The following is a 14,032-nucleotide window of genomic DNA, read 5'->3' as shown; positions in this document are numbered from 1 at the left end:
TTCTGGCAATCCTTCATTGCAAGTCACGTTAGCTTTCGCGATTCGGAGGAAAGCAATCGCAATCCGTCATTGCGGCTGGCATTTTCCGGCGCGAATTAATCCGATGCGGCGGGCTATGGCATCTTCGGGCGAATCGTAAGGGCCCCACTTTTCAATAATACTGGGGTTTTGTTCTTCGAGCTGGGCGAGCCTCTGCCAGGGCTCCGCCAACGGCAAAATTTCGCAATTACCGGCAGGACGTTTGACAATATAAAATTTTGGTGTTTGTGTCATAGCTAAATTCGTCAAATCAAAGCTGGATACTACCTAGGCAATTGGCTAATTATATCAAGTAAGGTGTTGTGCATTGAAACTGTGATACAATCCTCTGATATCTCCGTGTTCTTCCTCTTGCAAAGCTTTGTGTAGTTTCTCTATCTGTTTTGGATTGAGATGATTTTTGGCTGGCCTTTTTGTAATGATTTAATAAATATTCTATTATACCCTATTTGAATACACAACAGCTTAGTCTCAACTCCAGTGCAAGAATGAAGCAGGGCGATCGTCTTTTTTGTACCGCTTTTAAAACTTTCCCAGTTGGGTTTGTAGTGAGGACTTTAGCATTCATCAAAACTCAGGACTCAAATCCTTACTACAAACCAAATTCTCTATTGCCGCCACCTGTCAAATTGGTCTTCGGAACAGCCATTAATAAATTGATTGCTCACCCAACCGTCAAGGATGGTAAAAGTTTCATTAGGAGGATTACCCGAAAATCTGGCCGCAATTTTCACCCAATTACCTTGTCTGCTGAGGGCCCTAACTCCGTCTCCCAATTTTAGTTTAGCAACAACCGGGTACTGATTGCCTGGGCCTTTGCGAATGTTAACAGCGCCGCCATTACCCGTAATAAACGAGCATTGAGTTTGCTTTTTTAAAGCTTCGGCTTTTGCGGGAGTAATACTTTGCTGCTTCCCGAAAACAGGAAAGCTGTAAAGTGAGAAGCTAAAAGTTGCAACTGCGGCTGCAATAAAAAAGGCTTTTGATTGAGTAAAGATTAGCATTATTTCATTTCCTTGGATAGGCCGAACTGAAGTCCTGACTGTGAACTTTTTGAGAAGGACTTCAGTCCTTACTACTAACTGTTATTTGACAGAGGCAAACCATTCGGTAACACCTTGGGCGATCGCCTCGGCTAACTTCTTCTGTTCTGTCGGATTCACAATCCATTCAAACTCTTCGGGATTGATCAGAAATCCCAATTCCATTAAAACAGATGGAGCAACCGCAGGACGAGTCATTGCTAAGTTGTTCCAGAATACACCATAGCTCGGACGGTTCAACTTGGCAACTAAATAATTGTGCAAAAACATTGCCAAACTGTGGGCTTGCGGGTGAAACCAGAAAGCGCCGACGCCTTTAGTCTTAATCGCGTCGCCGTTATCCGGCAAAGCATTGTAGTGAATTGAAATTGCGATCGCAGGTTCTTCTTTTTGAATCATTTCCACCCTCGGCGGCAAATCCAAATCGACATCTTCTACCCGCGTCATTAGCACATTCGCGCCCCGATTTACCAATTCCTGTTGCACCAATTTCGACACCGTTAAAGCTACTGTTTTTTCCCTAATTCCCACTGGACTCACAGCACCTCCATCCTCCGGCCCGCCGTGTCCCGCATCGATGAGAATCTTAATTCCCGACAGCGGTTTTGCTTGCGACACAGGTATCATGCTTGTATTCGCTGGCGGGTTTTTTAAAGACAGCACTAAAGTTGTGCCCTCGTATCTCAATTTATAGCCCCACTGCTGGGCAGATTTGAGATTAAAAGTATATTGTACTTGCAGTGGCGCGATTTGTTGCCATTCCAAACGTGAAATTACCGGGTCATCAGAGAGGCGAATAATGTCAGTTTGAGCGGTAGTATTGTACAGGGTTAAAGTGAAAGTGCGTTCTCCTTCCTGCACGGTGACTGGGACAGGTGTTTCTAAGGGAAATAAAACCTCTGTCCAGCCGGAAACTTGACGCGAGCTGGCGCTGCGAATAATCGATCGCGGAGGCACTGTATCCTTAACAATTCGCACTTCCGCAGCTTTAATCCAAGCACCGTAATCGAGTCTGAGCCATTCTCCTTCGCGCCCGATAATTGTTGCTCGCGTTCCCTTCGGCAGCGGTGTCATCCGAGAAAAATCTGTACTCGCTCCGGTTCTGGCGACCCCAGGATCTGCTGTTACTTCGGCTATTTCTAAGTCAGCCGGAGAAAGAATAGAAATCTTGCCAGTACCCTGCTGGCTGATAGTTTTATCATTCATTGTTAGCTCAAATACAGGCACTCCTAAATCAATTTTTTCTCCTTTTGGTAGCGAGGAGTTAGACTCATCGCCCCCCCTTGCTAAGGGGGGGGTGGGGGGGGTTTTCCCGCAGCCTTGATACTGTTCGCTGCCGCCTTTTTCGATCGGGGAGTTTTCACCTAACAGTACAGATTTGTTGTCGGGTAGTTCGACTTGCGATCGCGCTTTTAAAGGAATAGTAACGCCCGCCAATTTTACCGAAACTTGAGCATTCGCAGGTGCGATCGCCCCAAAGCAAATATATTCCCCCGGCAAACTCGCGACATCGACTTTCGGCGTCAGGGAATCTTTAGCAAAAGCCAATCCTACAGGGGCTTCCGGCTGATTAGACTCGCGCGTCACCTTAACTTTGACTTCCTGATTTTCGTAACGCAAGGTAAAGAGATTTTCGCCGAGTTGCAGCGGAAAAGTCGGGGCGAAATGCCCGGATGCGGTGCGCGAAATTTGGTTTCCATTTACCGATACTTGTCCCGGTGCGGGCGCTGTACCGATTAAAAAGATGCGATCGGCTGTAGTTTTGTGGTTAGCGGGAGGATAAGCGACAAACAAAGGTTGAGCGGCGACAGCTACAGAGGCGATCGCCATTATCATCCCCAACACAACTAATCCTAAAAATTTTCTCATTCTAAATAGCAGCTAATTGAGAACCTGTTTGTTCTTTTTACTATACTTGCCCAATTCTATCAGGTTTATAATTGCCGATCGTCTAAATTACCGGGTAAAATCTTTAACTTTTAATTCCGAGGTGTTTATCCACAGTCGATCGAGGCGATTCGCCGGCATCGTCAAATACAAAACATCTCCCGCACTCAAACAACAATTCAGCAAATCCCAACCGTGAATAGTTTGACAATTAGTTTCCACATACAAAGGCACAAAATCAGCAGACATAGCAGCATCTTGAATGCGGTGGCCGCAGAAAGGATGTGCCGGTGTAATCAATGTACCCAAAGCAACCCAAAGGCGATCGGCAGTCATCCCGTTGCCCAAAATTCGCCCTCCAATAGCTGCCGCCGCGAAAGCAGGTGCCGCCAATTCCGTCGAACTCAACACAGATTCAAACTCAAAAACTTGCTGCACCATCAGAGCAAAATGAGAGTCTTGATTGCGGACAATAACTGGTAGTTTTGGTGCTAATCCTTTAGCACTTAAGGCAATTTCTAAATTAGACATATCGTTGCTAGTAACTGCCAAAAGAGATGCCGCTTGCTTAATATTAGCAGCTTCTAAAGTGGCGGGAACACTAGCACTTCCTTGAATAACCGGAATTTTGAGAGAGCGAGCCATACTTAAAAACCGACAGTTCGGATCTTGCTCGATCGCCACAACCTCAAAACCATTAGTGTGGAGTTCTTTCGCAATTTGTATTCCCGTGCCGCCGAGTCCACAAATTATGTAGTGACTGCGCTGGGGAACTCGCGCTACATCCCAATATTCAGTAAAGCGAGTTCCCAATACGTAGTCGTTGAGCAGTGCGTAGCAGATGCCGATGATGCCTGCTCCAACTAACATCATGAAAACTGTAAATAGTTTAATGCTTTCGGGAGCTTGTTCGGCCACTTTTTCATGGCCTCCGGCTCCGGTAATCATCCCTACAGAAAAATAGAGAGAATCAACAATTGAGATATTATCGTCAACACAAATATAGGTAGCAGTAGCAACTACAATCATTGACAGAAGTGTCAGTACAACAATTACTGCTGCTTGGCTGTGCTGCTGAAATCGGCGCAGGTTAGTTAAGATTTTGAGGAGTTTTTGACTTAATTTTTTTTGAGGGCTACGCACAGTTGGCTGAGTGGCAACAATTAGCCGATCGCCCTGCTGGCATTGCCGCTCGGCAAGCACCGCTGATACTAAATCAATTTTGTTAGCAGCCGGCAGATAATAAATCAACATTCGCGAACGATCGTTCCACAAATCGCTCAACTTTCGACCTTTCCAAGCATGATTTTCATCGATATATTCTTCGTGAATCGGCCAAGTGCGATCGAACAAACGCAAATGTCCGATCGCCTGACTTCCGAGAGCGGCAAAGGCAAAAACCGGAGCAGCCAATGATGAAACGCTCATGGAAGCGTGATCGGGCAAAGTGCGATCGAGTCTGTCGCCCAAGCTAGTATTGAACAATCTGTTGATGATGCGAATCCTCGGATTGAGAATCCTCGCCTGCATCAAAATTGCTAAATTCACAGCATCATCGTCTCCTGCAATTACTAAAGTGTTAGCGTTTTGAATGCCAGCAGCCAACAAGGTAGAAGCTGCTTGCAAATTGCCGACAACTACATCAGAAGTTTCGCTACGAATTGGGCGATCGCTAATACCAACCACAATCGCTCCTTGCTGTCTCAACAAACAAAAAATCTTGTGTCCCGTGTGGCCCAACCCGCAAACAATGATTCGAGGTTTCATAAAAAGTTATTTGCCAGCCGATTTCGGAGCTGTCCTTGTAGTTTTACTTACCATTGTTGACTGCTCTGGCTTTGAAGAATGTAGCTAAAAACACTATCTAGGATGCTTGTGCCGCAGTGGTCTCGAAGTTTTGAAACAAGGAGAGGGCAGTGCGATGCCTCTACAGCCGCGTTGCCAAGTGTTGAAATAAAGACACCGCACTGCCATGTACCTACAGAAATAAGGTGCAACTAACCTCATTTAATATTTGAAAAATATCCGGGTGCAACAGCCAACCAGCAGAATTTAAATAAGTAGGGACATGAGTCTGCCCTGTCCCTACAACTATGACTTCCTACATAAATTTAGCTGCCTTAGCGGCAGGAGTTATTATGAAATTCACTGCACCCTTATTAGCATCCGCTTTAGTTTTCGCCGGTACTGTCGCCTTTGCAAGCCAAGTGCAAGCAGCTACCAGCAACTCTGGGAATAGCGCTAGAACAACATTTCAGTGCGTTACTTCCGGCCGGAATTTTGTCACAATTGCGCGGCGGGGAAATGTGACGACAGATCCGATGATTCTTTGGAAATCTACCGAGTTCGGCCGCGAATATACACCTTGGCAGCGCTGCCAAATTGTTTCCAATAGATTGACCAAAGCTGTTGCCCAGAATGGCGGAAGATTGAGCAACTTGCAGTTAACAACAGGAATTGTTAATAACTTGCCCGTAGTTTGTTACGTGAACGGACGGGGGCGCTGCAACTCTCAAAATCTGCTGTTCACCCTAGACAAGCGAAATGCTAAAAATCCCGGTGAAGCTTTAACAAGATTGATTAATTTTGCCCAAGACGGCGGCGGGCCAGTTACAACCTTCAGAACCGGATCTCAATCGGCTGCACCGCAGTTTGTTCCCTTTGGAGATATGGTCGATCGAGCTTTTAATTCTCCCAATAAGAAACCGTCAGTTCCTGTAGCAAAACCGCAGGGCGATCGGGGTATTTAATAGCCGCGCCTCTAACTTGCACCTGAAAAAATTGGAAACTATTGTGGGGAGTAGGGGTTGGGCTTCTAGCCCGCCCCTAAATATTTAGACTAAAAAAACTACACTGTCACCCCTTCAATCTTCTCATCAGTTAACTCATACAACTCGCGCAACTGCTGCAACTTATCCGCATCCGGCAGCCAAAAACCCCGCCCGTTAGCCTCCAACATTCTGCCTACAATATTGCGAAAAGCTTCAGGATTTGCCTCGCGCAACTTCTGCGCCATCTCTTCATCCAAAGCATAAGTATCAGCAGCCTGATCGTAAACCCAACTATCAGTAAAATCAGCCGTTCCGCCCCAACCAATTAACGCCGTCATCCGCTGCGAAATTTCATAAGCGCCGCCAGAACCTTGATTTGCCATCGCGTTAGCCCACTTAGGATTTAGCAACTTAGTTCGATATTCCAAGCGCAGCAAATCTTCTAAATTGCGCGGAGTTGTATCCTGAGAAAAACTTTCTACAAAACTCGTGTTAACCTTTTTACCGCGCTGCTTTTCTGCGGCTTTCTTCAAACCGCCAGTATTCGCATAATACTCTTGAATATCAGTCAAACCGTATTCCACAGAATCAATTTCTTGAATTATGCGATCGCACCCTTGCAACAACTGAGTCAAAACCTCCGGTCTCGCTTCCCCCTTATCCTTCCTCCCGTAACTAAAAACATTGCGACTTTCCCAAGTTTTCCCCAACTCATCCCCCGATTCCCAACTACCCTCAACAACCCTATCGTTAACCAAAGAACCAAAATCTCCAGCCGGATTAGAAAACAACCTTGCCGAATAATTCTGCACACCTTGTGCCTGCAAAATCAAAGCGTGTTTGCGAATAAAATTCTCCGATTCCGGTTCATCAGCATCCGCCGCCCGCACGAACAAATCATCCAACAATTCAATAATATTCACAAAGCTATCACGGAAAATCCCCGAAAGATTTCCCAACACATCAATCCGGGGATGACCGACATCAGCCAACGGTTTTAATTCATAGCGAACAATGCGACCAGTTCCCTCCTTCAGAGGTTCAGCCCCCACCAATTCCAGCAGAATTCCAATAGATTCACCGCGAGTCTTAATAGCATCCAAACCCCACAACATCACCGCCACAGTCTCAGGATATTTACCCTGTTCCTTAAGGTGCTTCTCAATAATTTTTCGAGCAATTTCGCGGCCTCTTTCATAAGCCGCCGGAGAAGGCATCCGATAAGGATCTAAAGCATGAATATTCCGACCAGTTGGCAACACGCCAGCCCCATCCCGCAACAAATCCCCGCCCGGTGCCGGCAGAATATATTCCCCATTCAAACCCCGCAAAAGATTAGTCAACTCATCCGTCGTTTGCAACAACAAATCCCGCACCAAAAAACCCTCCTCAAATACCTCACCAAACCCCTCTTGTGGCACAGGCATCTTGCCTGTGCTTGTTTGTGGCACAGGCAAGATGCCTGTGCTTGCTTGCGAAACAATTGCTTTCACCTGTTCTTCCGACAACCTATCCCCAAAATAAGCCTCAAGATAAGAGGTCATTTCCTCAGAATTAGGGGGTTCCCCGAGAACGTGCAAACCAGAAGAAAACAAGCGACATTCCACCACCTGCAAATACTCGTAAAGCTTCACCAAATAGCGGTTAAAAGCATCAGCACTGAACATTCCCACAGTCTCAAAACTAAAAGCAATACCCAACTTGCGAGCCTCATCAAACGGACAATCAGCCTCCAAACCGCTATCTAAAATTTTCTTACAAATAGCCTCTTTCAGCACATAATTTTTTGCCGTATCTTCCCGATATTCCGCAATTAAATCTCGCAAAGCCATCAATTCCTTGTACAAGCCCGCGCGGCCGTAGGGCGGCACGTTGTGAGAAATTAAAACACCGTAACCGCGCCGTTTGGCCAACATCGATTCCGAGGGATTGTTCGCGGCATAGATATAAAGATTTGGCAAACTTCCCAACAAAATATCCGACCAAGAATAGCCAGTATTTCCCAGAGGAGATCCCGGCAACCATTCAACAGTTCCGTGCATTCCGAAGTGAACCACAGCATCAGCTTGCAAATCATTTTGCAGCCACTTGTAAAAAGCAGCATATTGAGGGTGAGGCGTCAAATCGCGATCGAACATTAAGCGCATCGGATCGCCCGAAATTCCCAGCGGCGGCTGCAAACCTATCCAAACATTCCCCAGTTGAATGCCACCGATATGGAACTCGTCGCCGTCAGTCTTAATCCCAGTACCAGTCAGAGATTTCCACTGTTTTTCAATACGACTTGTTGACAAATACCCCAGCCACTTCTCCAGAGTTTTAACATTAACAGTATTGCCATAAATTCCCTCCTTATCTGCGTTCATCCCCGTTAATCCGCCCCCATCTGCGGTTGCAGCATCATCCGCCTCTTTCACCCTGCGAATTAACTCCTCACCGTCAGCCGGAATTTCTCCAACTGTATAACCTGCTGCTTGAAGTTTGTGCAGGAAATTTAGCAGAGATTTTGGTACATTTAATAAAGCAGCCGTACCCGCCGCCCCGTAACCGGGAGGAAACCCGTAGAGAATAATCGCAATTTTCCTTTCAGATGGAGGAGTTCGACCTAGTTTCACCCAATTGTTAATTCTACTTGTCAGGCGTTTGGCGCGATCGGGCACCAGATAAATATCCTCACCCACCAAACCGCCTAGGGGAACAGGATCGATCGCGCCATCCAACTCAGGCAAAGCATACAATACCACACTTTGCAAACCCCCAATCCCCTGACGAGTCCAAGAATGGATATCCTGAATCAGCAGAGGTGCGGACACAAAATAAGGTACATTTTTAGCAGTTAAAATCCGCTTAGCAACTTCCACCTGCCTTCCACCCTCCATCGAACCAGCAGGTCCGCCAACCAAAGGAAAGCCAATAGTAGAAACAATCGCATCAACTTCCACAGCATCTTTAGAAAGCGAAAGAGTTTCAATATTGCCTTGTTTTCGCCGCGCAGTTTCATCAGCAGTCGTCATCCAATCCCGCACCGCCACGTGGCCTTCAACGCCATTGATAAAAATCGGCAAAGGCACAATTCCCGCATCTTCAAAATAGCGGATTAATTGAGGAATATAAGGCTGCTTGGTAATAACGTGTTTGCGGTAAAGCAAGATGCCCACAACCGGAGATTTTACTCGATCTGAATTTGCCAACCAATTGCTTCCAAATTTTGTGGAACGGGCATCTTGCCCGTTAGAAACCCGGTCAGAATTTTTAGACCAATTCGTCTCAAATTTTGTGGAACGGGCATCTTGCCCGTTATAACCCTTTATATCAAGATGCCTAGCATCTTTTGTGGAACGGGCATCTTGCCCGCCCCTAGCACTTTGATTACCGAGATACCAATCCAAATATTGCCGAGGCGATTCAAAATAACCATTATAATCGGGATGCAATAAACCCATATTGGGAGTTTCTACAGGCGGCGGAATTTCTGCAACTTTCAGCCCCAAATACTTTTCGGCAATAATCCAAAACATCGAGACAACATTATCCGCACCGCCCGCATTCCAGTAACCATAAATAATCAGCCAGTTACGCAAATCTTGCACTTTTTGCACCGGCACATATTTTAATAACTTCGGCCCCACCTTCAAAAAGCTGATATAACCAGCCAGCTTATCTTCCTCTCGCCCATTGCTGAACTTATCCAGAATAAACTTAACCGGTTTCGGCATTCCCTTCGGCTTGTCGCCAATTTTAAAAGCGCCGATTTGAGTAAGACTCATCAATTCCAAAGCCGACTCAAAAACCAGGCGAATCGGAATATGTTGCACCCTTTCTCGCAGCCACATTACCGCATCGTAATCAAACAGCAAACTCCCGAAAAACACATCAGCATTCGAGAGGGCAGCCGCTACAGCGTCGGGTTCATCTGCGAGGGCGCGATCGCTAAAAACCCGTACTTCCAATCCCTGACAGCCAGAAACAGCCAACTCAGCCGCTTTGCGGTACAAATCAGCATTAAAAGATTCAAACCCTGCAATTAAGACAATCCGTTTCACAACCAAACCTCGAAATATTTATTGATTGTAGTCTGTTTTAATTAGGTTATATTATATTAGATAGCATCTTCGGTGGGGGTGGGGCGGGTTTAGTAGATTTCTGGTGTTGTATTGCAGACCTTGGCGAACCCGCCCGTACATTACCAATTATCAATTATCAATTCCTAATTTCCGTCGCAACTCTCATAAAATCTAAAATCTAAAATCTAAAATCTAAAATGGTTCGAGTTCCTCCCGCAATAGTTATATTAGGTCAAAACAGCCAGCCGATCGCCAAAAAAATCTCCGCACATTTCCCCGGTTCCCAGATTTACGGTTTAATCGATCGCACTTCCAACACAGACATCAACTTTAGCAACTTCGGCGAAACATTGCGGGAATTATTTGCAACAGAAACCCCAATCATCAGCATCTGCGCCGCCGGAATCATCATCCGCAGCCTCGCCCCGCTGCTGTCAGACAAACGCGCCGAACCGCCAGTTTTAGCCGTCGCAGAAGACGGAAGCGCCGTCGTACCGCTGCTGGGCGGTTTGCACGGCGTTAATGATTTGGCCAGAGAGATTGCAGCAGCCCTGGGCGTACAACCTGCAATTACCACCACCGGGGATATTCGGTTTCGCACCGCGCTGCTGAGTCCTCCCCAAGGCTATTATTTAGCGAATCCAGAGGACGCGAAGACTTTTATTTCAAATTTGCTCGCCGGGGCAAAAGTACGCCTAGAAGGGGCTGCAAGCTGGCTTTCCGAGAGCAATTTGCCGATCGCCCCCGAGGCAAAATTGACGATCCGCGTCACCGAAAAAGCAATTGCGCCAACGCCCGATTGTTTAGTTTACCATCCGCAAATTGCAGCAGTTGCACTCACAAAAATATCGAATATTGAGCCGGAAATAGCGGTTTCATTTGTCCAGCAAGTCTTGGAAAAAGCAGGTTTAGCAGCAGCTTCCGTTGCTGGATTTTTTGCATTAAAAGATGAGATGGGAAATCCGGCACTTGAAGCAGTTTCACAATATTTTAAAGTCCCCGTCCGCTTTTTCAATCTCTCCGAACTTGTCGAATTAGACTCAACTGAATTCATCGAAAATAAGGCCGCACAACTTGCCCTGACAGCAGCCGGTGCAAACAGTCATTTAATCGAGTCCGATCGCCCAAACTCCCTGAATTGCGCGATCGCCCTGGCCGCCCAACCCTTTGATGCTAGGGCGATCGGCATTAGCCGCGGCAAACTCGCGATCGTCGGTACCGGCCCCGGTGGCGCGCCCTGGATGTCCCCGGAAGTTAAGGAAATTTTGCGCGAAGCCACGGATTGGGTGGGTTACAAGTTCTATCTAGACTTAGCCGGAACCCTGCGGGAAGGACAAAAGCGGCACGATTCCGACAACCGCGAAGAGATCGATCGCGCCCGTTTTGCCCTAGATTTAGCAGCATCAGGAAAATCTGTCGCCGTGGTTTCGTCGGGAGATCCGGGGATTTTTGCGATGGCTGCAGCGGTGTTTGAGGCGATCGACTTTGATGCCAAACCCGAATGGCAAGGCATTGATATTCGGGTGGCACCGGGCATTTCAGCCATGCAGGCGGCCGCTGCTGCGATCGGAGCACCCCTCGGACACGATTTTTGCGTGATTTCGCTTTCGGATATTCTCAAGCCTTGGGAGATCATAGAACAGCGGATTGCCGCTGCTGCTGCTGCCGATTTAGTTATGGCATTTTACAATCCCATCTCGAAACAGCGGAATTGGCAACTCCCAAAAGCGATCGAGATTTTGTTGCAAAGTCGCGATCCTAAAACCCCCGTCATACTAGGGCGAAACCTCGGCCGGCCCGGTCAATCTGTGCGGGTTTGCACCCTCGGCGAATTCCAGCCGCAAGACGCCGACATGAGAACTTTAGTGATTGTCGGTTCGAGTCAGACTCGGATTATTCCCCGCAAATATGGAGATGTTTGGGTTTACACGCCGCGCAGGTACGAAAAATAAGTAAAGCAGGAAAAACTTCGGAAATAAGCAATTGACTGAAAGCTAATTGACTTTGACAAGGAGATATTTTGCTCTCGCTAGGGGGAATAGGGGAATATAGGTTAACAAATGGTGTGCCATCACTCGATCGCGATCGGGCTGTTATTTCATCTCATAGTTTTCACTCTCGATTGAGGAGCGATCGCGTTTCCTTGCAGAAATCCTCGCTACTGAGGGATCTCGGCTTCCTGAAGCCGAGTTTTTCTTGCAGATATCGATCGAATTTAGATATCGATTCAACCGTACTAAGGATTTCAGCTTCATTTTTGGATCTCTATAATTTACATCTCAGAAAACAAATGTTTTTTATATAGCCACAATAAAATTAAGGGCGATCGATATCGGCTAAATTCCTTAATCTTGCAGTAATCTTACGGTTAAAAAAATAACCCTTTCACCGGGATGACTCTTATCTATCTGTAGATATACCGAAAAAAGATTTTTTTTGATAGCATACCTTTAAATCAAGGTTAAGAGAACGGTTAAGAAAACATGAAATTCCAAATTCCTCTAACTCCAGGAGCTGTAACCCAGTTTCTGCTGCGAGCGGTGGCCTGTCTAGTTGTACTATCTTTCTTAAGTCAGATGACTTTGTACTTCTTGCCGGATTACCCGTCTAGAGATTACTTCGCAAAGGCATTCAACGTTGATTACGAGCGGAACATTCCAACCTTCTACTCATTTTTGGCATTGCTGTTTACTTCTCTCTTGCTGGGTGCGATCGCCTATGCGAAAAATTTGGATAGCTGTCGCTACCAGCATCACTGGAAAATTTTATCATTCATTTTTTTATATATATCTTTAGACGAAATTGGTCAATTGCACGAAAAATTGATTGACCCGATGCGAAACCTGCTAAATGCCACAGGATTTCTTTACTTTACTTGGATTGTGCCGATCGGTTTTCTAGTAGCGCTATTTCTTTTGTCCTACAGTAAGTTTCTGTTGCACCTTCCTGTTTCAACGAGAAAATTGTTTGTTGCAGCCACCGCTCTTTATATTGGAGGAGCAATCGGAGTGGAAATGCTAGGGGGATACATAGTTTATACAATAGGACCGGGCAATCTATCCTACGTGATGTTAACGACCATTGAAGAGTTGTTAGAAATGCTGGGCATCGTTGTATTTATCCACGCCTTGATGTCATATATCAAGACATATTTAGGCGGGGTAAGTTTGAATCTTTACATACAAGGAAAGAACACACCAGTTACCGAGCATCAAAATATCGGCCTACCTGCCCTTAGCGAACCAGCAAACAGAAAGCTATTAAGGTAAATCACTGGAAACCGGGTTTGATGGACGACGAAAATACTGCACTTGGGTCTTTAATCGCCATAAACAAGCCGGTTTATGCGGTTCTGCGCTCTTGGGCGCACCAAATGACTAATATGTAGGCTGCTTGCTGCACTAAACGACTCATTAGGCGTGCAACAGCTTAGTTCACAGATGACATTCTCACCTTTACCAGAAAATCGCTAAGAGCAACCTTTGCATTAGGATTTGACGGCAAATGACTTGTAAAACTTGCCTCTTCTAATATATTAATTAGCCGATCGCGCTCTTGCTGATAAAATTCAATATCTGTATCTTCCAGCACAGACTTTTCCTCCCCAGCCAGCTTGCGAGCAATTAAATCAGGAATGTACGACAACTGGAACTTCTCGTTAAGTTTCACCAAATTCGCCTCGACTTCCCCCGTTTGCATCAAGTGAATCCCAGCCAGCAACACCCGGTAAACATACAGCAGCGGCTTAACCCGACGCGGGCGTTCTTTCTCAAACAATTTCCATTGAGTTTTAGCAAAACCGAGATAGTGGTGGCTGTGGTGCTTGGTAATGCAGTTCGAGGCGAGATCCTTTAATTCCTCGTGTTCCTTTGTACTGTAAACTATCAGCGGCGAATACAGTTGTTCTAGCACGTAGCCGTTGCGCTTCAACAGCATCTCAAAAAATTTCTTGATATCGTGAGTTACTAAATCGAGTTGCATTCCATCCCGAACTTCAGAAACTTCGATTGTTTCTTCTGCAGAAATCAGCCCAATTACTTTCGGTAGCGGCAAAATGTGTACTCCCCGCAAGTCGAAGTCAGAATCTGCGGAAGGAAAGCCGTATAAGTGCGAACCGCTGACAGTCGCAAACAGCAGCGGATAAGGTTGAACGGAGATAATTGGGGCTAAATCGGAAATGTATTCTGTCATTTATTTCAGTCCCCCTCTGCGACGGCTTTGTTTGACA

9 protein-coding genes are annotated in these 14,032 nt (G+C 46.2%); 3 read left to right on the top strand and 6 right to left on the bottom strand.

Annotation, left to right across the window (positions count from 1 at the left end; all coding sequences use genetic code 11):
• Window positions 1-66: 66 nt before the first annotated feature.
• The 4 genes from QUB30_RS22740 to QUB30_RS22725 all read right to left on the bottom strand — a co-directional run bounded on the left by QUB30_RS22740 (window position 67) and on the right by QUB30_RS22725 (window position 4,736).
• Entirely contained in the window at window positions 67-273 is a 207-nt protein-coding gene (locus QUB30_RS22740) for a DDE transposase family protein (protein WP_333337858.1), read from the bottom strand.
• Window positions 274-647: 374 nt separating this feature from the next.
• Entirely contained in the window at window positions 648-1,043 is a 396-nt protein-coding gene (locus QUB30_RS22735; RefSeq protein WP_333337856.1) for an SH3 domain-containing protein, read from the bottom strand.
• Between the two features lie 81 nt (window positions 1,044-1,124).
• Entirely contained in the window at window positions 1,125-2,951 is a 1,827-nt protein-coding gene (locus QUB30_RS22730; RefSeq protein ID WP_333337853.1) for an N-acetylmuramoyl-L-alanine amidase, read from the bottom strand.
• A gap of 87 nt (window positions 2,952-3,038) precedes the next feature.
• Window positions 3,039-4,736: an NAD(P)-binding protein gene (locus QUB30_RS22725; protein ID WP_333337850.1), complete on the bottom strand. Its 1,698-nt coding sequence runs from the start codon at window positions 4,734-4,736 to the stop codon at window positions 3,039-3,041.
• 371 nt (window positions 4,737-5,107) lie between these two features.
• Between QUB30_RS22725 and QUB30_RS22720 the strand changes: the two genes are divergently transcribed.
• Window positions 5,108-5,719, top strand: a complete 612-nt coding sequence (locus QUB30_RS22720; protein WP_333337847.1) for a COP23 domain-containing protein — start codon at window positions 5,108-5,110, stop codon at window positions 5,717-5,719.
• 98 nt (window positions 5,720-5,817) lie between these two features.
• Here QUB30_RS22720 and QUB30_RS22715 read toward each other — a convergent pair whose 3' ends face one another.
• Entirely contained in the window at window positions 5,818-9,783 is a 3,966-nt protein-coding gene (locus QUB30_RS22715) for a cobaltochelatase subunit CobN (RefSeq protein ID WP_333337844.1), read from the bottom strand.
• 218 nt (window positions 9,784-10,001) lie between these two features.
• Between QUB30_RS22715 and cobJ the strand changes: the two genes are divergently transcribed.
• Together cobJ and QUB30_RS22705 are read left to right on the top strand one after the other, a co-directional pair.
• The gene (cobJ, locus tag QUB30_RS22710) at window positions 10,002-11,756 is read left to right on the top strand and encodes a precorrin-3B C(17)-methyltransferase (RefSeq protein WP_333337841.1); all 1,755 of its coding nucleotides are present in this window, start codon (window positions 10,002-10,004) and stop codon (window positions 11,754-11,756) included.
• A gap of 531 nt (window positions 11,757-12,287) precedes the next feature.
• Window positions 12,288-13,073 carry a hypothetical protein gene (locus QUB30_RS22705; protein WP_333337838.1) on the top strand — a complete coding sequence of 262 codons (786 nt, stop codon included), beginning with the start codon at window positions 12,288-12,290 and terminating at the stop codon, window positions 13,071-13,073.
• A 160-nt stretch (window positions 13,074-13,233) separates the two neighbouring features.
• On the opposite strand, the gene QUB30_RS22700 is transcribed toward QUB30_RS22705, so the two are convergent.
• Entirely contained in the window at window positions 13,234-13,995 is a 762-nt protein-coding gene (locus tag QUB30_RS22700; RefSeq protein WP_333337835.1) for a nucleotidyltransferase domain-containing protein, read from the bottom strand.
• Window positions 13,996-14,032 lie beyond the last annotated feature (37 nt).

Source organism: Microcoleus sp. BROC3 (genome assembly GCF_036702515.1).
In the GTDB taxonomy this organism is placed as follows: domain Bacteria; phylum Cyanobacteriota; class Cyanobacteriia; order Cyanobacteriales; family Microcoleaceae; genus Microcoleus.
The sequence above is the reverse complement of the archived record's forward strand: the minus strand, read 5'-3'. Positions and strand labels throughout refer to the sequence as shown.